The 19,812-nt window shown below is 65.3% G+C and carries 22 protein-coding genes; 13 read left to right on the top strand and 9 right to left on the bottom strand.

The annotated features are described in order from the left end of the window. Nucleotides 1-10: 10 nt before the first annotated feature. Together C447_RS17995 and C447_RS15750 are read right to left on the bottom strand one after the other, a co-directional pair. Nucleotides 11-157, bottom strand: a complete 147-nt coding sequence (locus C447_RS17995) for a hypothetical protein (RefSeq protein WP_160162931.1) — start codon at nt 155-157, stop codon at nt 11-13. Continuing rightward, nucleotides 154-1,170, bottom strand: coding sequence for an LEA type 2 family protein (locus C447_RS15750; protein ID WP_007695688.1), 1,017 nt, complete (start codon nt 1,168-1,170; stop codon nt 154-156). Before C447_RS15750 ends, C447_RS17995 begins: the two co-directional genes overlap by 4 nt. An 81-nt stretch (nt 1,171-1,251) precedes the next feature. Here C447_RS15750 and C447_RS15745 point away from each other — a divergent pair, with 81 nt between their 5' ends. The 3 genes from C447_RS15745 (at nt 1,252) to C447_RS15735 (ending at nt 2,223) form a co-directional block, all read left to right on the top strand. Continuing rightward, complete coding sequence (locus C447_RS15745) at nt 1,252-1,443, top strand: DUF7525 family protein (protein ID WP_007695686.1); 192 nt, start codon at nt 1,252-1,254, stop codon at nt 1,441-1,443. A 44-nt stretch (nt 1,444-1,487) separates the two neighbouring features. After that, nucleotides 1,488-1,712: a DUF7123 family protein gene (locus C447_RS15740; protein WP_007695684.1), complete on the top strand. Its 225-nt coding sequence runs from the start codon at nt 1,488-1,490 to the stop codon at nt 1,710-1,712. A gap of 82 nt (nt 1,713-1,794) precedes the next feature. Continuing rightward, the gene (locus C447_RS15735; RefSeq protein ID WP_007695682.1) at nt 1,795-2,223 is read left to right on the top strand and encodes a CoxG family protein; all 429 of its coding nucleotides are present in this window, start codon (nt 1,795-1,797) and stop codon (nt 2,221-2,223) included. Between the two features lie 182 nt (nt 2,224-2,405). Here C447_RS15735 and C447_RS15730 read toward each other — a convergent pair whose 3' ends face one another. The 3 genes from C447_RS15730 to C447_RS19015 form a co-directional block, all read right to left on the bottom strand. Then, nucleotides 2,406-3,935: an aldehyde dehydrogenase family protein gene (locus C447_RS15730; protein ID WP_007695680.1), complete on the bottom strand. Its 1,530-nt coding sequence runs from the start codon at nt 3,933-3,935 to the stop codon at nt 2,406-2,408. Nucleotides 3,936-4,526: 591 nt separating this feature from the next. Beyond that, nucleotides 4,527-4,868 (bottom strand): hypothetical protein, encoded by a 342-nt coding sequence (locus tag C447_RS17800; protein ID WP_152416180.1) that lies wholly within the window; start codon nt 4,866-4,868, stop codon nt 4,527-4,529. Between the two features lie 55 nt (nt 4,869-4,923). Next, entirely contained in the window at nt 4,924-5,778 is an 855-nt protein-coding gene (locus C447_RS19015; protein WP_160162930.1) for a twin-arginine translocation signal domain-containing protein, read from the bottom strand. Between the two features lie 474 nt (nt 5,779-6,252). On the opposite strand from C447_RS19015, the gene C447_RS15725 reads away from it, so the two are divergent. Continuing rightward, nucleotides 6,253-6,840, top strand: a complete 588-nt coding sequence (locus C447_RS15725) for a hypothetical protein (protein WP_237713393.1) — start codon at nt 6,253-6,255, stop codon at nt 6,838-6,840. A gap of 18 nt (nt 6,841-6,858) precedes the next feature. Here C447_RS15725 and C447_RS15720 read toward each other — a convergent pair whose 3' ends face one another. Both C447_RS15720 and C447_RS15715 read right to left on the bottom strand, forming a co-directional pair. After that, nucleotides 6,859-7,683 (bottom strand): helix-turn-helix transcriptional regulator, encoded by an 825-nt coding sequence (locus C447_RS15720; protein ID WP_007695675.1) that lies wholly within the window; start codon nt 7,681-7,683, stop codon nt 6,859-6,861. A 502-nt stretch (nt 7,684-8,185) separates the two neighbouring features. After that, the gene (locus C447_RS15715; RefSeq protein WP_049904557.1) at nt 8,186-8,983 is read right to left on the bottom strand and encodes an RIO1 family regulatory kinase/ATPase domain-containing protein; all 798 of its coding nucleotides are present in this window, start codon (nt 8,981-8,983) and stop codon (nt 8,186-8,188) included. 141 nt (nt 8,984-9,124) lie between these two features. On the opposite strand from C447_RS15715, the gene C447_RS15710 reads away from it, so the two are divergent. Genes C447_RS15710 through C447_RS15685 form a run of 6 tightly spaced genes read left to right on the top strand, consistent with a single transcriptional unit; the run spans nt 9,125 to nt 15,081 of the window. Next, a complete protein-coding gene (locus C447_RS15710; RefSeq protein WP_029601951.1) occupies nt 9,125-9,388 on the top strand; it encodes an NADH-quinone oxidoreductase subunit J in 264 nt (87 codons plus the stop codon). Then, nucleotides 9,385-9,780, top strand: a complete 396-nt coding sequence (locus C447_RS15705; protein WP_007695665.1) for a hypothetical protein — start codon at nt 9,385-9,387, stop codon at nt 9,778-9,780. Before C447_RS15710 ends, C447_RS15705 begins: the two co-directional genes overlap by 4 nt. Next, a complete protein-coding gene (gene nuoK, locus C447_RS15700) occupies nt 9,780-10,082 on the top strand; it encodes an NADH-quinone oxidoreductase subunit NuoK (protein WP_007695664.1) in 303 nt (100 codons plus the stop codon). The genes C447_RS15705 and nuoK overlap by 1 nt, the downstream gene beginning before the upstream one ends. A 1-nt stretch (nt 10,083) precedes the next feature. After that, nucleotides 10,084-12,084: an NADH-quinone oxidoreductase subunit L gene (gene nuoL / locus C447_RS15695; RefSeq protein ID WP_007695663.1), complete on the top strand. Its 2,001-nt coding sequence runs from the start codon at nt 10,084-10,086 to the stop codon at nt 12,082-12,084. After that, nucleotides 12,085-13,605 carry a complex I subunit 4 family protein gene (locus C447_RS15690; RefSeq protein ID WP_007695662.1) on the top strand — a complete coding sequence of 507 codons (1,521 nt, stop codon included), beginning with the start codon at nt 12,085-12,087 and terminating at the stop codon, nt 13,603-13,605. After that, nucleotides 13,606-15,081: an NADH-quinone oxidoreductase subunit N gene (locus C447_RS15685; protein ID WP_007695661.1), complete on the top strand. Its 1,476-nt coding sequence runs from the start codon at nt 13,606-13,608 to the stop codon at nt 15,079-15,081. A 591-nt stretch (nt 15,082-15,672) separates the two neighbouring features. On the opposite strand, the gene C447_RS15680 is transcribed toward C447_RS15685, so the two are convergent. Together C447_RS15680 and C447_RS15675 are read right to left on the bottom strand one after the other, a co-directional pair. Next, nucleotides 15,673-15,951 (bottom strand): UPF0058 family protein, encoded by a 279-nt coding sequence (locus tag C447_RS15680; RefSeq protein WP_007695660.1) that lies wholly within the window; start codon nt 15,949-15,951, stop codon nt 15,673-15,675. An 83-nt stretch (nt 15,952-16,034) separates the two neighbouring features. Beyond that, the gene (locus tag C447_RS15675) at nt 16,035-16,250 is read right to left on the bottom strand and encodes a DUF7120 family protein (RefSeq protein WP_007695659.1); all 216 of its coding nucleotides are present in this window, start codon (nt 16,248-16,250) and stop codon (nt 16,035-16,037) included. A gap of 131 nt (nt 16,251-16,381) precedes the next feature. Here C447_RS15675 and C447_RS15670 point away from each other — a divergent pair, with 131 nt between their 5' ends. From C447_RS15670 to C447_RS18835, 3 genes are read left to right on the top strand one after another with little or no spacing between them, the layout of a single operon-like run. After that, nucleotides 16,382-17,830: an isochorismate synthase gene (locus C447_RS15670; protein WP_007695658.1), complete on the top strand. Its 1,449-nt coding sequence runs from the start codon at nt 16,382-16,384 to the stop codon at nt 17,828-17,830. Then, nucleotides 17,827-19,632, top strand: coding sequence for a 2-succinyl-5-enolpyruvyl-6-hydroxy-3-cyclohexene-1-carboxylic-acid synthase (gene menD, locus C447_RS15665; protein ID WP_007695656.1), 1,806 nt, complete (start codon nt 17,827-17,829; stop codon nt 19,630-19,632). The genes C447_RS15670 and menD overlap by 4 nt, the downstream gene beginning before the upstream one ends. A gap of 55 nt (nt 19,633-19,687) precedes the next feature. Next, nucleotides 19,688-19,810: a hypothetical protein gene (locus C447_RS18835; protein WP_272942170.1), complete on the top strand. Its 123-nt coding sequence runs from the start codon at nt 19,688-19,690 to the stop codon at nt 19,808-19,810. The last annotated feature ends 2 nt before the right edge of the window (nt 19,811-19,812 follow it).

Genomic DNA, 19,812 nt, shown 5'->3' with positions numbered 1-19,812 from the left:
CCTCGCGCCATCAGAGATGTGTATAAGAGACAGGCGGTGTGGCGGTGCCCTCGATGGGGCCCGCGGTCGTCGCGGGTTCGTCGACCGGCCCGGCGAGCTGTGAACAGCCCGCGAGCACCACGAGCAGCCCGAGGAGGACGGCGGCGAGCGGCTTCATCGACCGGGGTTGGTGCCCGTCGCAGATGCGTGTTTATCCTCGTGGTTCGTCGGGAGGCCTCCGAGTCGCGCCTGAGCGGTGCTGTCGTTCGCCAGCACGTCGGTGTCGATAGTCGTCGCGTAATCGAGACCGTCGAGCGGGACTCGGGCGGTCTCGCCACCCGGCAGCGAGAGCACCGCGGTGAACGAGACCCGGAGGTCGGTCCGCTGGCCGCGTTGGACGTGTGTGACCCACCAGTCGTCGAGCCGTTCGTTCCGGATGTCGGTCTCGGCTCGGAGGCTCTCCTGCCCGCCGGCGGGAACGGTTGTCGCCTCACCGGTCGTGCCGTTGCCGACCGTGATGCCGTTCATCGTGACCGTGTAGTCCAGCCGGGTGATCGAGAGCGGGATCGATGTCGGGTTGGCGAGTCGGGTCCGAATTTCGAGCGGCGTGGTCTCGGTCGTGACGTCGCCCCACGACGCGCGGGTCCGCTCGACGACGAGGATCGGGTCCGAGACCAGGGGCAGGCTCGCGTTTATCGGACGCGGCGCGCTCGAATTCAGCCGGTCGGTGATGGAAGTCCGCGTCGTCGTCGTGTCCGTGAGCGTCGCGGTGCGGCCGAGGACGGGCAGCGTGACGTTCGCCGTGGTGGTGACGCGCGTGCGCTCGCCGTTCCGGACGTGACTGACCCACCAGTCGGGGATCTCCCGGTTGTCGATGACCGTCGTGAGGCTGACGTCCGTGGCTCCCCGCCCGAGTCGGATCCCGCGCTTGGTGCCGGCTCCAACCTCGATACCGTTCATGCTGACGTTCGTGGCGACCGTGGCGTCGCCGAGTCGGACCGCGACCGGGTTGGGATTCGAGACCGTGAGGTCGGTCTCGACGACCGTCGTCGTGGCGTTGACGCCGACGATACGGCTCTCGCTCTCGACTATCGACGGCCGGTCGAAGCCGACCGCGACCACACCGAGGGCGACCGCGAGGAGGGCTGCGAGCACGAGGAGGCCGACCAGCAGCCGGGTGAGACGACCCATCTAGATGCACGGCCTTCGGGGCGGGACGGGAATACCCCTTGCGATGGAACGACCTAAGTCCCCGCCGATGATAGCGCCGACATGGCTACCGAAAGCGTCACGACCGATCGCGGGATCGGGCTGACGGTGCTGTTCGTCGTGGTCGGGATCGCGGGCGCGGTCGTCGCGTTCGTCGCTGGACTCACCGAGAACCAGATCCTCGCCAGCTGGGGGTTCGCCGCGGCGATGATCGCCGGGGCGCTCGCGGTCGGCGCGGTCCATCTCGCCCGATAACCACGTCGAAAAGCGTTAAGACGATCACGCCCTTATCAACGGTAATGGCCACCTACACCGACGAGGACCGACGGATCCTCGCCTATCTCTACGACAGCGTCTCGCGAGGCGACCGGTACTTCCGCTCGAAGCAGATCGCCGACCAGCTCGGCCTCACCGCCAAACAGGTCGGGGTCCGTCTCCCCCGGCTCGCCGAGGAGTCCGAGGACATCGACATCGAGAAGTGGAGCCGGGCGAAGTCCACCACCTGGCGCGTCACCCCCGGGTAAGCCGGCACCACCGCTACCGCACCGTCTCGGTTCTCACCGCCGTCTTCGGCGGACTTTTACCCGGCGACCCACTACTCGTGCTATGACTGTTCGTGTCGAACGTACCATCGAGATAGCCGCCCCGCCGGAGCGCGTCTGGGAGTTCATCGCCGATCCGGGCAAGCGCGCCCGCCCGATCAGCGTCGTGGACTCCTTCGAGGTTCACGACGACACCCACGCCACCTGGCACCTCTCGCTCCCGCTGCCGCTCGTCAACCGAACCATAACCGTCGAGACCGAGGACACCGAGCGCGACCCGCCGAACCACGTCGAGTTCGTCGGGCGCTCGCGGGTGATGCGCGTCGTCGGCGAGCACGACCTCGAAGCCGTCGGCGAGGGCACCCGGCTCACGAACCGCTTCACCGTCGAGGGGAAGCTCCCCGGCGTCGAGCGGTTCTTCGAGCGCAACCTCGACGACGAACTCGACAACCTCGAAACCGAGATCCGCCGCGAGAGCGAGATCGAGGTCTGAGCCCGAATCGACGACCCCGAAGCGAACCATTTATCCCGCAAACGACGGTAGGGAAAACCGCCGGAACGTGACGCTTTTCTCGTCACACGCCGGCACAAAGCGCCCACCGCACCCCACCCTCGTCCACTCGCCCCTCGTCCCCCCCCTTTCGTACGACGCGACCGATACCGAGAGTCCGTGGCTCAGTCGTCGGTCAGGATGTCCGCCGAGAGCCCCTGTGCCATCTCGATCCCGTCGGCGTTGTTGAGCGTCCAGGCGGTGCGTTCGGTGACGGCCTCGATGACTTCCCGCGCGCTCGGGTAGCCGTTGCCGGACTTCTTCACGCCGCCGAACGGGAGCTGGATCTCCGCGCCGATACACGGGAGGTTGCCGTAGGCCAGCCCGATCTCGGCGTTGTCACGGAAGTAGTTGATCTCGCGGTAGTCCTCCGAGATGATCGCGCCCGCCAGCCCGTACTCGGTGTCGTTGTGGATCTCGACCGCTTTCTCGATGTCGCCCGAGTAGGGCATGAGCGCGACGTGCGGGCCGAAGACCTCCTCCTCCGTGACTCGCAGGTCCGCCTCGTGGTCGGCCTCGTAGACGAACGGGCCGACCCAGACGCCGTCCTCGTGGCCGTCGGGGATCTCGTTGCTATCGAGTTCGGTGCGGTCGACCAGCACCTCGACGTCCTCCTCGTGCGCGAGGTCGTTGTAGCCCGTGACCTTCTCCCTGTGTTCGCCTTCGATCAGGGGCCCCATGAACGTGTCCTCGTTCAGGGGGTCGCCGACCGAGACGTTCTTGGCGGTCTCGACGAAGCGGTCCTTGAACTCGTCGTAGAGGTCCTCGTGGACGATGACGCGTTCGGCGGAGACACACCGTTGACCCGTCGTCTTGAACGAACTCATCACCGCCGAGTGGACCGCGACGTCGAGGTCGGCTTCCGCCGTGACGACGATCCCGTTCTTCCCGCCCATCTCACACGCCGCGAGCTTGCCGGCTTCGCCGCCGACCTTACCGGCGATCTCGTGGCCGACCTCCGCCGACCCGGTGAACAGCACCGTCGCGACGCGCTCGTCCTCGACGATGGCCTCGCCGGCGTCGCCGTAGCCCTGGACCATGTTGAAGACGCCGTCCGGAATGCCAGTACTCTCGAACATCTCGGCGATGATCTGGCCGCACCATGGGGTCTGTTCGGCGGGTTTCCAGACCACCGTGTTCCCTTCGACCAGCGCGACGGCCATGTGCCAGAACGGGATCGCGACCGGGAAGTTCCACGGCGTGATACAACCGACGACGCCCTTCGGCTTCCGGCGCATGTAGGCGTCCTTCCCGGCGATTTCGGAGGGGACGACGTCGCCGTGAGGGTGACGGGCGTCGGCGGCGGCCCACTCGACCATGTCCCAGGCCTCGTTGACGTCGGCCTTCCCCTCCGATATCTCCTTGCCGCACTCCTTGGTGACGATTTCCCCTAACTCCTCGTGGCGGTCCTTGAGCTCGTTGTAGATCTCCCAGAGGTACTCGGCCCGGTCGGTGTAGGAGAGCGCGGCCCACTCCTCGAAGGCGTCGTCGGCGGCCGCGAGCGCGCGGTCGACGTCCGCGTCGGTGCCCCGGTGGAACTCGCCGAGCGTCTCGCCCGTCGCCGGGTTCGTGCTCTCGAAGGTCTCCTCGCCGTCCCCCTCGGTCCACTCGCCGCCGATGTACTGCTCGAACGGCTCCGCGACTTGTTGACTCATACGGCAAGAATTGCGCGGCCGGGGTACAAAAACACCCCGCTGTGTGGGTCAGTCGGTGTGGGAGCCCTCACGGTCGGTAAACACCTAGCGATCCGTCCGACCCATCACGTGCTCTCCATCCTCGATATACGATTCAAGCGCTTCGACCACCTCCGCAACCACGCTTTCCCCGAGCCGCCCCTGAACGCCTTCCGTTTGATCGACCCGATGTGCAAAATTCGGCGGCATGAAAATTGAAACCAGCGGGAAGTATGCATGGCGAACCGATCTCTACGACGACGTCGGCGAGTTGCTTGGCGAGAACACGCGCTCGGGAAGGCGGGTCTGCTTGGATCTCAGCAAGGCGGTGCGTCCAGTCCCCGACCGTTCCGTGTGACCGATCAACGTCGAGAAGATCAAGGATCGCTACCGTCTCCCGCAGCGAGAGTCCCGCTGAATGCAGGCGGATGGCGAACGCCCGAACGGACGTTCGCCGTCCGCTCCTGGTCCCAACAGTGAGTATCTTCCGTCTCGAATGCCTCACCGAGTAGGTCGTTGAGTGGCATGATCAACCAGCTCTTCGGCCTGCTCGCTCTTAATTAGACAGCGCCGTCATGCGACAGCAACAGAAATAGCAGCAGCAACCACACTGATTGCGAAGATTAAAATGATAACTGAACTCATCCACTTCTCTTCATCACTCTCACCACCATCTTGGAGAATTCCTTCACCTATATACGCACTAATACCAATTCCGACTAACAAACTACCACCACATAAAATAACAAAGCGTGGCCAGAGCGACTGCGCTGGGAAAGAGAACGCTAGAGGTAGCTGACTCAATCCAATCAACACAGTAGAGAGAATATTGAGTTGATTATGATCGATCCGATCTTTGAGGGTATACTCACGGCTGAACACTGCTGTGAGAGCAGGGAATGAGTTTTTGGCCATTATACGTATCATCTCGATTAGTTCTAATCAATCTTTCCCATAAAACAGTAACTTATTAAACGGAGGGGCACCCGGTACACTCTCTTTTCCAACGGGAACAGCAGGTTCCAATGAGATAACCACATGCACCAGCCGCACAGGTCAAACACGCAGCTGGACCGAGAGCACTACACCAAAAGCACGCTCCACCACAACTAGATAGTATACAGTTCACACGTACTGCCTTACAAACACGTCGATGTTTGCCCTTCTCCGGTGCAGGAGCTGGGTTACACTTACAAGCACTAGCACTAATTTCCGCTAATGACTCAGTTGGAGTGCCATTAAAACTAGAGCTGTTGGAAATCAACATCATGTCTTCTACGTTTTCGCCAACAATATTCCACAAGACAGCCCTATCTTTTATACTATTCGTTACTTTCTCATATTTCTGCCGAGTTATGAGGTTATCATTATTTCCAAGTGCCACCGTCGTCATCTTATTTCCATCCTCAAGGGTGTGCTCAACAGCGGAGACAAGGAGGTCATCTTCAGCTAAACTATCGACGTCGCTCGCACTTGTGTGGCTTGAGATGTTTTTTGAAACAATGTGCCCGGATTGCTCACTAGGGGCCACCTCCAAAGCTACTCCACTCTGTATAGTCTCTCGCATCTGTGTATTCATTACATTCGTAACATCATCCTGGCTCTTGGTCTCACTTATTAGCTGTCCTAAGTCACTACCAGTAACCGGCTCACTACTTTTGACCGAAGGTCGGGAAGGCTCAGCAGCCATTGCCGATGAAGAGAACACGCTTCCAGCGATAGCGGTACCTCCAGTCACACCAAGAGCCTTGACGAATCGACGACGATTCACTCCAGTGTGATTCTTGGTCTCTGCTGTCTCATTCGCCTCATGTCGTTCGGGCATCGCAGTTCGACCCACTCCCGCACCCATTTTCACCTTACTGCGTGGGTAATCGCCAACCCAATGAGCACCCACCCACTGGGTTGGTAGTTGCCAATCTAGTGGGCAAATGTTCACCTAGTGGGTATTTGCCCACCCACTGGGTGATTACCTATTCAGTGGGCATCTGCCCAGCAGGTAAGGTGAAATCCACCGCGTCTGTACCCCGTCGCAATGTCACTCGTTAAACGCCTTCGTCAGCCCGAATATACCGGCAAAAACCGCTGTACCCCCTGTACCGCCGTCAATATTGCTATCGCTGCCGGTACGAGCGCCCTCGTCGCCGTTGCCTCAACCGTCCTCGGAGCCGGCATATTTACCCTCTCGCTCGGAACCATCTACCTCCGCGGCTATCTCGTTCCCGGCACACCCGCGCTCACGAAACGCTACTTCCCCGACCGTGTTCTCCGATGGTTCGACGAGGACTCCGCGACACCAATGGCCGACGAAACCGTTGAAATCGATCCCGAACGGGTACTCCTCGACGCCGACGCGGTCGAACCCTGTCGAGAGGGCACCGACCTCTGTCTCACCGCCGACTTCCAGCAAGCGTGGCGCGAACGTATCCACACTACCCGCGCACACGATCTCAGCGAGGTGATCCTCGCTGATGCGCTCAACGTCTCAACCACCGACGATCGAATCGCGGTCGATCAACACGACCAGGCGTTCATTGCCCACACCGATGATGCCGTCGTCGGCCAGTGGAGTTCACGCGCTGCCGTCATCGCCGACGTCGCCGCTGCAACCGAACTCAGCGAACGTCTCCCCGACTGGCAGAACCTCGCTCCCGCCGAGATCGCGCGCGTCCTGATGAGCCTGCGTATCTTTATCGAACGATGCCCCGACTGCGACGGTCCCGTACAGGTAGAGGAGGAGGTCGTCGAATCGTGTTGTCGGTCCTATGATGTGATCGCCTCGGCCTGTCAGGAGTGCGATGCTCGTCTATTCGAAATGGAGTGGGATGAAACTGCCGTGGATGACGCCTCTCAGCGGCCAGATCGATCCGCCCAAGCTACTGTCTAAACCGGTAAGGGACTGGGACTACTCGACCAATTCCCTATCGCCCGCTACCGACGGAGTAGCTGCCTCGGAGGGCGGGGTGGACTGACGTCTGTACGCCTCATAGACTCGTTTCCCCCATTTGATGGCCGTCTCGCTAGTCGATTCGACTAGCACTTGCATCCGGCCGAACTCGTCGTAGGCAGCGAGCGCGAGTGCGTCATCGGAGACGAACAGCCCGTACGGAAGATCGCCGTTATACACCCAAACATCGATATGAGCAGGCGGGTCTATCTCCGCCCCGTCAACACCCTCGCCGGCGTACTGGTCGTGAAGCGCATCGAATGCAGCTGACGAGACGACGTACTCGCCATTGGGTTCGTTGTCAGCATCCGCACGACGGGCCTCTTCGACCGAGAAGGAGGAGACAACCGGCAAAAGCCCCCGGACGCGATCGACCTCCTCCCCGAAAATCTCCAACAGTCGCTTCCTCGGGAAGTATGGTCGAGTTGGCTCGGGTGTCGTTACGAGTACGTCACTCAATCGGTCGACGGCAACCTCTTCAGGTGCATCCACCGTGTTTAAGAACGGAGCCATGCGTTCGATTTTGGTGGCTGTTTCACCCATCTCTACGAACTCCCTACAGAGGAGGTCACCGATGGTAGTTGCCGTATATCCAGAGCTTGTCCTCTCAACCCAGCCTTGTTCTTCCAGAACTGAGAGGTTGCGTTGGACGGTAGATCGGGGGCTGTCTAGCGCCTCCATCACCTCACGAACGTCCATCCGTGCGTCACCGAGCACGTCGAGTATTTCAAGCCGCTGAGGCGAGTTGCAGAGGCATTCAACGATCTCACGGAGCTCGCTCATCGTCTGCGCCTTTGTTTCTGTGGTTCTAGAGTAAAAAGTTTTTGGAGCGTGAGTCGACTCAAACGATATCGGATCACGACTGTCGGCTACAGACGCTCGTATCGGTACGTGACCCACATGCCCAGGCAATTAGCGGCTCACCACGAATGACTGGATGTACGGACAACCGCCACGGACGAGCCACGTCTCCACGTGAACGGCCGGCACTATCGAGCACGCAAAAGGCGTTGTTCCCAGATCACTCAATCGGCTGTGACCCGCCGTTCGTCGTGCATCTGTCTGACTGGTCCCTATTCGCGGACACGAAGCTGGAGGGTTCAGCGCTGATTTTGCCCATCATTCGCGCTTGATGACGAGGTTTCGTGTGCAGAATCAGGATGTCGCTCTTCTTGACGCACAACCTCCTCCCTCTGTGGTCGCACGAGAACACACGAAGTTGTGTGAACCTATCCCGTGTAATCACTACTGGCGGAGTACTTCGGGTTGGACGAGACGTGCCGACCTACGCCGCGCGTTTTTCGATCTCGCCCCGGAGGAGCGCGGCGTCGAAGTCGTGGTCCGGGCGCATGTCGATGAAGCTCAGGAAATCCCGGGCGGCGAGCAGGTCCACGATGGAGTAGTGGTCCGCGGCGGCGTCGACCGCCCCGCGCGCGCCGACCGTGGGCTCGAGCGCCGCGAGGCCGCACGCGAGGTCGTAGGCGCGGGCGTCGGCGGCCCCGGACCCGCGGAGGCTCGTGGCGTCGATGAAGTAGAGGTCGCCGTCGGCCACGAGCACGTTCTCCGCCCGGAGGTCGCCGTGGCCGAGGCCCGCGTCGTGCATCCGGGCCAGCGAGGCGAAGAACTCGGGGGCCACCTCGCGCACTTCGGCGGGCAGCAGATCCTCGATGGTCCGAAAAGCCGGGAGGTATTCGAGGACGAGCACGCCGAACTCGTCGTAGGCGAACGCTTCGAGGGGTTCGGGTGCGTTGAGCCCGATCTCGCGGATCCGCCGGGTGGCGGCGAGTTCGTGTTCGGCCATCTCGACGGGGTTCGCAAAGCGCTCGAAAAAGCCCTCGGTGCCGCTCGAGAACATCCCCAGGTTGCGGCCGGTGGTGAAGAGGCCGTGGACCAGCGCGTTCCGCGGGCTGATGACCTTCACGAACCAGCGGTCGTTGACGACGCAGGGCGTCGAGAGCCAGTTGTCGGTCTCGAGGAAGACGACGCGCGCGACCCGCTGGTCGTACCGGACTGCGACCTCGCGGCAGACGGCTTCGAGGGCCGACCACTCCACCCGCCCGCGAACGAATCGACGAAAGGCCACACCCGTCCGAGGGTCTCGCCCCATTTGAGTCCGTCCCCACGCACGTCGGCGCTCGTCGTCGGCTGTCGCCCGTCTCGGGGAGTTCCGTGATCGTTTCTCGAAACCTTCAAACATCATCCCATACGAAGAAGCACAATGGCCATCCCGTACGAGACGGTCGCGTTCGCGCTGTTCGCGCTCGTCACGGTTCTCAGTGCCCTCGGCGTCGTCCTGATGGAGGACGTCTGGCACTCCGCGTTGATGCTCGGGGCGGCGCTGTTGAGCGTCGCCATCCACTACATCATGATGAGCGCGGAGTTCCTCGCCGCGATGCAGATCCTGGTCTACGTCGGCGGCGTGTTGATCCTGATCTCCTTCGCCGTGATGCTCACCCGCACCGACGACGCGACGGAGGCCACCTCGTGACCACCCGTCCCCACCTCAAGCTCGGCCGGCATCTCCTGCCCGGCCTCGTCGCGGTCGCGCTGTTCGCCGTGCTCGCCGTGACCTTCCTCACCGAGTCGTTCCCCGCACCCGCGGGCTTTCCGGGGGGTGGGTCGATCACCGCCTCGATCGGCTACGCCCTGTTCAACTTCGACGCGGGAGCCTACCCCGCCGAAGGCTTCCTCGCGACGTTCATCATCATCGCGCTCGTCCTCGACGTCGCCCTCGACGCCTCGGTGATGCTCGCGAAGACCGAGGCCGACGGCCGGATCGCCGGCGCGCTCCGGTTCCGGACGAACCCCGAGGAATCGGGCGACGCCGACGAACGGGACCCCCAGCGCTCGCCGGCTCGTCCCGACGGGGGTGAGGACTGATGGTTCCGATCGAGTACTACCTCCTGCTCTCGGCGGGGCTGTTCTGCATCGGGCTCTTCGGCATCCTCACCCGCCGGAACGCCCTGTTGTACCTGATGTGCGTCGAGCTCATGCTCACCGCGGGCAACGTCAACCTCGTCGCCTTCTCGTTCCAACACGGCAACCTCACCGGCCAGGTGTTCAGCCTGTTCGTGATCGCGCTCGCGGCGGCGGAGGTCGCCGTCGGTATCGGCATCGTGCTCGTCCTCTACCGCAACTTCCGTGGCGTCGACGTCACCGAAGCAACGACCATGAGGTGGTAAAATGGCGGCACTCGACTACACACCCGCGATAGCGGTCCTCCCGCTCGTCTCGTTCGTGATCGCGCTGTTCGCCGGCCGCTTCCTCCCGAAGAAGGGGGCGTTCGCCGGCATCATCGCCACCGCCGGTTCGCTGGTCCTCTCGGCGTGGACCGCGCTCGCCGTCGCCGGCGGCGCGACCACGAACACCCGGCTCTACACCTTCGCCGCCACCGGCGGGTTCGACCTCCATCTGGGGGTCCTGATCGACCCGCTCGCGGCGTTGATGCTCCTCATCGTCTCGCTGGTCTCGTTCCTCGTCCACGTCTTCAGCCTCGGCTTCATGAACGACGAGAACGAGACCGGCATCCCGCGTTACTACGCCGGGCTCGGCCTCTTCACCGCGAGCATGCTCGGCTTCGTGATGGCCGACAACCTCTTCATGGCGTTCATGTTCTTCGAGATGGTCGGCTTCTGCTCGTGGCTCCTGATCGGCCACTGGTTCAAGCGCGACGCGCCCGCGAGCGCAGCGAAGAAGGCCTTCCTCGTCACCCGCTTCGGGGACTACTTCCTCCTCGTCGGCCTCGTCGGCATCCTCGCCACCTTCGGGACGGCCTCGTTCGCCGGCCAGGGGAGCTTCCCGGCGCTCGCCGAGGCCGCGCTCTCGGGGAACCTGGTCGGGCTCACGACGTTCGGGCTCTCGCCCGCCGGCTGGTTCTCGATACTCGGCCTGCTCGTGCTCGGCGGCGTGATCGGCAAATCCGCCCAGTTCCCGCTCCACACCTGGCTCCCCGACGCGATGGAGGGCCCCACGCCGGTTTCGGCCCTCATCCACGCCGCGACGATGGTCGCCGCCGGGGTCTACCTCGTCGCCCGGATGTACGGCTTCTACGCGCTCTTGCCCACCGTGCTCGCCGTCATCGCGTTCGTCGGCGGCTTCACCGCGCTCTTCGCGGCGTCGATGGCCGTCGTCAAGCGTGACATCAAGCAGGTGCTCGCCTACTCCACCATCTCGCAGTACGGCTACATGACCCTCGCGCTGGGCGCGGGTGGCTACACCGCCGCGGTCTTCCACCTCATGACCCACGCCTTCTTCAAGGCGCTGCTGTTCCTCGGTGCCGGCTCGGTGATCATCGCGACCCACCACACCCAGGACATGTGGGACCTCGGCGGGCTGAAGGAGCGCCTCCCGACGACCTACTGGACGTTCGTGGTGGCCTCGCTCGCGCTCGCGGGGATCTTCCCGTTCGCGGGCTTCTGGTCGAAGGACGAGGTGCTCTACGAGGCGCTCTCGGCCGGGCTGAGTTCGCCCGTGATCCTCATCGCCTACGCCTTCGGGCTGATCGCGGTGTTCGTCACCGGCTTTTACACCCTGCGGATGGTGTTGCTCACGTTCCACGGCGAGCCACGGAGCGACGCCGCCCGGAACGCCCACGGCGTCGGCTGGAGCGTGAAGGCCCCGCTCGTGGTGCTCGGCGTGCTCGCGGTCGTCGCCGGGTTCGTCAACATGCTGCCCGTCGCCGAGGTCCTGAACCTCGACATCACGTACCTCGAACACTGGCTCGCCCACGGCGTCGGGAACGCCACCGGCGAGCACTACTACGAGCTCGTCGAGGAGTTCGCCGGCTACGGTGCGGCGTCGGTGTCGGCGCTGCTCGCCGCGGTCGTCTCGCTGGTGGTCGCCCTCGCCGGCGCGGGACTCGCCTACGCCCTCTACAGCGGTCGTTCCCCGCGGTCCCACACCGACCGCCTCGGCGCGCTCAAACCCCTCCTCATGCACAACTACTACCAGGACGAGTACCAGGTCTGGCTCGCGAACGGCACCACCCGCATCGCCCGCGCGGTCGGCACCTTCGACAACGGCGTCGTCGACGGCGTCGTCAACGGCGTATCGAGCATCAGCCTCTTCTCCGGGGACCGCATCAAACGGCTCCAGACGGGGCTCGTCACCAACTACGCCGCGCTGCTCTCGCTCGGGCTCGTGGTCCTGCTGGTGGCCTTCGGCCTGCTCGGGGGGTGGTTCTGAGTGCTGATCGAACTCCTGATCGCGCTCTGCCTCCTCGGCGCGGTGGTCGTCTTCCTCCTGCCCGACGAGTACGCGCCGTTTGGCGGCTTCGTCGCGAGCCTCTTCCCGCTGGTGACGAGCTTCGTGCTCTGGTACGGCTTCGACGGCTCGGGCAACGCCTTCCTCCAGGGTGGCCAGCTCGCCTACGAGACCGACGTCGAGTGGATCTCGCTCGGCCAGTACGCCGTGAACTGGCACGTCGGCCTCGACGGCATCAGCATGCCGCTCGTGGTGCTCTCGACGGTCCTCACCAGCCTCGCCATCGTCACCGGCTGGACGCCGATCGACCGTCAGCGCTCGGGTTTCTACGCCCTCCTCCTCTTCCTCGAAGCGGGGCTGGTTGGCGTGTTCAGCACGCTGGACTTCTTCGCCTTCCTCGTGTTCTGGGAGGCGGTGCTCATCCCGGTCTACCTCCTCATCACGGTCTGGGGCGGCCCTCGGCGGGAGTACGCCGCGATCAAGTTCTTCGTCTACACCAACGTCGCCACCCTCGTGATGTTCATCGGGTTCGCGGCGCTGGTGTTCGGCCTCGGGGACTCGGTGACGAGCCTCGACCTCCCCGCGGTCACCCAGGCGCTCCGCGCGGGTGAGCTCGGTTCGCTCGGCGGCGTGGGTGCGGGAACCCTCCGGCTCGCGGCGTTCGCCGCGATGTTCTTCGGGTTCGGGATGAAGATGGCGGTGGTGCCCTTCCACACTTGGCTCCCCGACGCCTACACCGAGTCGCCGACCCCGGTGACGGTGGTGCTCGCGGGGATCGTCACGAAGATGGGGACCTACGCCATGCTCCGATTCAACTTCACGATGCTGCCCGATATCGTCGAGCAGTACGCCCAGGTGATCGCGCTGTTCGCGGTCGTCACCGTGATTTACGGCGCGCTGCTCGCGCTCTCACAGCACGACTTGAAGCGGATCGTGGCCTACTCCTCGCTCCCCTCGATGGGCTTCGTGCTGCTCGGGCTCGTCGCCTACACGCCCTACGGCCTCTCGGGGGCGACCTTCCAGATGGTCTCTCATGGCCTGCTCTCGGGGCTGCTGTTCGCCTGTGTCGGCGTGATCTACAGCGCGACCGGCACCCGGATGGTCGGCGACATGGCGGGGCTCGCGGGCCGGATGCCGGTCACCGCGGCGGCGTTCGTCGCGGGCTCGTTCGGCTACATGGGTCTGCCCTTCATGTCCGGCTTCATGGGTGAGTACTTCATCTTCCAGGGCGCGTTCGACTCCTTCCCCGGTTCGCCGGTGTTCACCGCGGTCGCGATGTTCGGCATCGTGCTCGTGGCTGGCTACCTGCTGTTCGCGATGCAGCGGGCGCTGTTCGGCGAGTTCCGGGTCGACGGGAGCTCGACGGTCCGGCGGGCGGCGGTCCACGACCTCGCCCCGCTCGTGGTGCTCATCGCGTGCGTGATCGTGCTCGGGAGCGCGCCCCACCTGATCTTCTCGATGATCGCGGATGCGGTCGGGCCGCTCCTGGGAGGTGGGCTGTAGATGGCTCCCCTCCCCGACTGGGTCGGTCTCGCGCCCGCGCTCGCGCTCACGCTCACGGCGCTCGTGGTGTTCGTCATCGACACCGTCAAGCCGCGCTCGAACGACCGGGCGCTGCTGGCGGGCACGACGCTTCTCGGGACGGTGGCCGCGCTCGCCGCCGCCGGCGCGGTCCTCGTCTCCGGGATGGCGAGCGGCGAAGGGTTGACCCTCTTCGGCGGCCAGCTCGTCGTCGACGGGATGAGCCTGTTCTTCAGCGTGATCTTCGCGAGCGTCGCGGCGCTCGTCACGCTCGCGAGCTACGACTATCTCGCCGGCCAGTCCGAACAGGCCGAGTACTACGCGCTCGTGTTGCTCGCGACCGCCGGGATGTGTCTGCTCGCGAGCTCGGCCAGCCTCGCCACGGCGTTCGTGAGCTTCGAACTCCTCTCGCTCGCCTCGTACGCGCTCGTAGCGTTCCTGAAGGAGGACAAGGGGAGCGTCGAGGCGAGCCTGAAGTACTTCCTCGTCGGCGCGGTCTCCTCGGCGATACTGCTCTACGGCATCAGCCTGATCTACGGTGTCACCGGGGGATTAGTGTTCGACACCGTGGCCGAGAACGTCGTCGACACGCCGCACACCGGGCTGCTCGGCGTCGGCGTGATGATGGTGCTCGGCGGGTTCGCGTTCAAGACCGCCAGCGTCCCCTTCCACTTCTGGGCCCCCGAGGCCTACGAGGGCGCGCCGACGCCGATCTCGGCGTTCCTCTCGTCGGGCTCGAAGGCGGCGGGTTTCGTCGTCGCCTTCCGGGTCTTCACGGTCGCGTTCGGGTTCGAGATCCTCACCGACGTGGACTGGGTGCTCGCCTTCCAGGTGCTCGCGGTGGTGACGATGACGGTCGGGAACTTCGCCGCCGCGACCCAGGAGAACGTCAAGCGGATGCTGGCGTACTCCTCGGTCGGCCAGGCGGGCTACGTGCTCATCGCGCTCGCGGCGCTCGGGGGCGGCAGCGACGCGCTCGTGCTCGGGATGGGGATGAGTCACCTGCTGGTCTACGGCTTCATGAACACCGGTGCGTTCCTGTTCGTCGCGCTGGTCGAGCACTGGGGCGTCGGGCGGACCTTCGAGGACTACGGCGGGCTCGGGTCGAAGGCCCCGGTGGCCTGTGCGGCGATGACGGTGTTCATGCTGAGCCTCGCGGGCATCCCGCTCGGGGCCGGGTTCTTCTCGAAGTACTTCCTCTTCGGCGCGGCGGTCGACGCGGGCTACTGGTGGCTCGCCGCCGTCGGGGTGGTCAACAGCGCGCTCTCGCTGTACTTCTACACCCGCGTGCTCCGGGCCATCTGGGGTGGCGACGCGAACGAGAGCCTCACCATCGAGAGCTATCCGGTGGGGCTCTACACCGCCGTGGTCGCCGCCGCGGTCGTCACGGTGCTCTTGATCCCCGCCTTCGGCTTCGTCACCGGTCCCGCCGTCGACGCCGCCTCGGCGCTGTTCTGACGACTGTTTTCTCGGGTTTTCGTTTCCCGAGGTAGAGGCCGCGCGAGCACCGCGGCCGCGGTGCGGTCGTGGTGCGGCGCTGTCGTGGAGAAGGTCGCGTAGCCTGGCGGATGAAGGGCGAGGCGCGGGGCTCACGGGTCGCTCCGCTCACGGTTCACTTCGTTCACCGTTCGCCTCGTGGTCGTTCGAGAGAGCAAAGCTCTCTCGTGATCGTCAAAAGAGTCTCCGACTCTTTTGGACCTCGCGGAGCTTCGCNGTGGTCGTTCGAGAGAGCAAAGCTCTCTCGTGATCGTCAAAAGAGTCTCCGACTCTTTTGGACCTCGCGGAGCTTCGCTCCGCTCAGTGGCGAAAATCGGAGATTTTCGAACCACCTCCCGGTGGTCGGCCACGGCCCCCTCCCCGTTCGCATCGAGGTGCGTCGCTTCGCTCGCACCTCGCACCCGAGGGCTTCGGCGGAGGCGGTGCTGTGCGGAGCCGTTAGTGATCGTACTGCGAGCGAACGGAGTGAGCGAGCAGCCTTTTTAGTCCAGGTTTTTGGGCGGGGGTTGAGCGAGCCGAAGGCGAGCGATTCCCTCGCCTAAAAAAGTGGTTTTACAGCTTGTGTTCGGCGTCGGAGGCGAGTTCGCGCATCCGCTTGCCGATCCGGCCGGCGTCGGAGAACTCGTCGTCGCTCATGGCCTCGGCGAGCGCGTTGCCGAGGATGAAGACGGCGTGTTTGTGCTCGCTTTTGGACTTGTGGACGTCGTCGGGCGTGACGCCGAGCTTCTCGTAGGTCTCGAACAGCTCCGGGTCGACGTCGTCGCGGTTGTTGACGAACTCCGTGATGTTCACCATCTGTTCGTGGAGTTCGAGGAGTTCTTCCTTGTGCATGTTCGGCGGAAACGGGAGCGGTCGGTTTAACAGTTCTCCCCGGCGGTGCGACCGACGGGTGCGTCGGGGACCGGAACGGCCGGTCAGAAGACGTACTCGTCGTCGTGGCCCATCATGCCGTCGTCTTCGAGCCCCGGTTCGTCCTCGTCGTCCATCGGGCCGCTCGTCTGGTAGGCACGCATTCCGGCCGAGAGGAGGTCCTCGACGGCTTCCTGCCGGTTGAGGAACTCACCCTCCTCCACCATTCGTGCGATCTGCATTTCGAGCTGCTCGGGGACGGTTATCTCTACCTTGGCCATCGGAACACGTCGGGCTTCGGCAGAGGGGTATTTAACGCTGACGGCAAGATCGCTTGCCGCTGTGGGAACTCTCGGGATGGCTTCGGGAAGAATTATTTTCGGATCGTTCGATCTCGGTTCGATGTCGAGTCGTGTTCGCCCGGGTTCGCTCGACGATCGCCGGGTTCGCGACCCGGGGTCGGTCGCGCTCGAAGTCCCCGAAGGACACCCTCAAGAACCCGCCGCTCGAACCGTTCGTAATGGCACAGGCAGGAAACGAGGCCCGTCCATCAGGGGTCGATGGCGGCCGGCTGGTGAGCCGAACCCGCGAGGTGGCCGACCGCTCGTTCCGTGCGTTTCTGGAGACCGCGTCGGTGCCGCGGGTGGCGTGGGCGACCCCCGACGGGCTCGAACTCGCTGGCGGCGGAGCGGCGGCGGTCGTCAGTGCCGAGGGTCCCGACCGCTTCGATTCGCTCCGCGAGGACGCGGCACGGCTGTTCGAGACCGTCGATAGGACGGGGCCGCCCGCAGCCCGTCCGCGCGTCGTCGGCGGTATCGCGTTCGATGCGGACCACGCCCCCGCCCCGCCGTGGGAGGGCTTTCCGGCGGCGGAGTTCTTCCTGCCCGCAGTGCAGCTCACTAGAGCCGACGGCCGGACGTGGCTGAGCGTCACCGAGTACGGCCCCGACGCCACCCCCGAAGCGGTCGAGGAGCGCCTCGACGAACGGGCGGAGTCGGTCGCCGACCTCCCGATGATGTCGCCGAGCGGCGGTCGGCCCGGCGTCGCCGCCACACGCCGGACGACCACGAAAGCCGAGTGGACCGCCGGCGTCGAACGCGCCGTCGAGCGGATCCGAACCGGCGACCTCCGGAAGGTGGTGCTCGCCACCGCGCTGGCGGCCGACCTCGAAACCGAGATCGACCTCCCCGCGGTGCTCGAACGGTTCCGGCGGACCTATCCCGAGTGTTATCGGTTCCTGGTCCAGCCGACCGCCGACGCCGGTTTCTTCGGTCCGCCGCCCGAACGGCTCGTCCGGATGACCGGCTCCCGGGTCGAGACCGAGGCGCTCGCGGGGTCGGCCGAGCGTGGCGACACCCACGAGGGCGACGCCGACCTCGCGGCGGGGCTCGAAACCGACGCGAAGACCGTTCACGAACAGGCCCTGGTCGCCGAGGCGATCGCCGACCGCCTCGCGCCGCTGGGCGACGTCACGGTCGGCGAGCGCCGGGTCGCGAAGTTCGCGAACATCCAGCACCTCCGAACCCCGATCACCGCCGACCTCCGTGAGGAGACCCACGTTCTCGACGTGGTCGAAGCGCTTCACCCGACCCCCGCCGTCGGCGGGCTGCCGCTGGAGCGCGCACGCGAGGTGATCGACGAGACCGAGACCTTCGACCGCGGCTGGTACGCAGCGCCCGTCGGCTGGTTCGACGCCGCGGGCGACGGCGAGTTCGCGGTCGGGCTCCGGTCGGCGGTCGCGGGCGGGCGTCGCGCCACCCTCTTCGCGGGCGACGGCATCGTCGCGGACTCGGACCCCGACGCGGAGTGGGCCGAGCTCGGCCCGAAGTTCCGGCCCGTGCTCGACGAACTCGAACGATGAGCCGCGACGACGGGTCGGATCACGGCTCACCCCGCGGGCCGCCGTGGCCGAACCGCAACACGCTCTGGGGCCACGTCATCGCCGACGAGTTCGCGAAGGCGGGCGTGTCCGCGGTCTGCATCGCGCCCGGGAGCCGCTCGACGCCGCTGACGGTGGCGTTCGCCGACCACCCCGGCATCGAGGTCTTCAGCCATCTCGACGAGCGCTCGGCGGCCTTCTTCGCGCTCGGCCGGGCGAAGCGCACCGGCGACCCGACGCCCGTCCTCTCGACCTCGGGCACCGCGACCGCGAACTTCCATCCCGCCGTGGTCGAGGCGAACCAGGCCCGGGTCCCGCTGGTAGTGCTGACCGCCGACCGCCCGCCCGAACTCCGCGAGAGCGGCGCGAACCAAACCGTCGACCAGACCGAGCTCTACGGCGGGGCGGTCCGGTGGTATCACGAACTTCCCGAACCCGAAGCCGACGGCCGGAAACTCCGGTCGGTTCGGGTGGCGGTCGCACGCGCGTTCGCGACGAGTCGGGGGACCCCACCCGGTCCGGTCCACCTCAACGTTCCCTTCGAGAAACCCCTCGAACCGGTTTCGGTGCCCGGGGACGTGCCCGAGGGGTTCGAGCGCGACGAGCCGCTCGCCGCGACCGGCCGCGACCGACCGTTCGTCGGGGTCGAGACGGGCCGACCCGCGCTCGACGACGGCTCCCTCGAACGGGTGGCCGACGCGCTCGCGGCCGAGCGCGGGCTCGTCGTCGCGGGACCGAGCACCACCCTCGATGCCGGTGCGGTAGCCGACCTCGCCGCCGCGACGGGCTTTCCGGTACTCGCGGACCCGCTCTCGGGGCTTCGATTCGGTGCACGACTCACGGATCGCGATATCCCCATCTGCGGTGGCTACGACTCGTACCTCGATGCACCGAACTGGCCGGCCCCCGAAGTCGTGGTCCGACTGGGCGCGTCGCCGACCTCGAAGGTGCTCCGGGGGTTCCTCCGGGAGGCAGTCCGCGGGTCGGGGACCCGCCAGTTCGTGGTCGACCCGGCGGGCGAGTGGCGCGAGGCGACCTTCACCGCGGACCACCTCCTCGTGACCGACCCGAACCGACTCGCGCGCGACCTCGTGCCGCTGGTCGAGGCGACGGGAAGCGAGCGCTGGCGCGAGCGCTTCGCCACGGCCGAACGGGAGTACTGGACGCTCGCCGACGCGGCCCACGACGAGCAGTTCTTCGAGGGAACGGTACTCCGGGACGTTCTCGCCGACGCGCCGGACCCAGCGACGGTGTTCGTCTCGAACTCGATGACGGTGCGCGACGCCGACCGCTTCGCCGAACCGCGGGCTGCCGACCTCACGGTGCTCGGCAACCGCGGCGCGAGCGGCATCGACGGCATCGTCTCGTCGGCGCTCGGGGCCGGGAGCGCGACCGACGACCCGCTGGTGTGTGTGCTGGGCGACCTCGCCTACTACCACGACATGAACGGGCTGCTGGCGCTCTCGCGGTGTGGGGTCGACGCCACCGTCGTGGTCGTGAACAACGACGGCGGCGGGATCTTCCGAATGCTCCCGATCGCCGACTTCGAACCCCCGTTCACCGACCAGTTCCGGACCCCGCACGGACTGGATTTCGCGCCGACGGCCGACCTCTACGGCTTCGAGTTCGTCCGGACCGACGACCGCGCGGGGTTCCGGGACGTCTACCGCGCCTCGCTCGCGAGTTCGGGGACCCAGGTCGTCGAGGCCCGCTTCGACCCCGAGGACAGCCATCGCTTCCGGGAGACGGTCCACGACCGGGTTCGCGACATCTTCGAGGAGTAAGATTCCAGGGAGTCGATACCGACAACGCTTCGCGTCCGGGCTCTGTAGAACACCCATGAGCCTTCTCTCGAAACTCCTCGGTGCGAACTGGCGGTGTCAGGCCTGCGGGAAGGAGTACTATCGAAACCCCTCGTCGTGTGGCAACTGCGGCAACACCGTCTTCGAGCGGGCGAACTGAGC

Source organism: Halococcus hamelinensis 100A6, assembly GCF_000336675.1.
Lineage (GTDB): Archaea > Halobacteriota > Halobacteria > Halobacteriales > Halococcaceae > Halococcus > Halococcus hamelinensis.
Note: the sequence above shows the minus strand (reverse complement) of the source record. Positions and strands in the feature narration are given on the sequence as shown.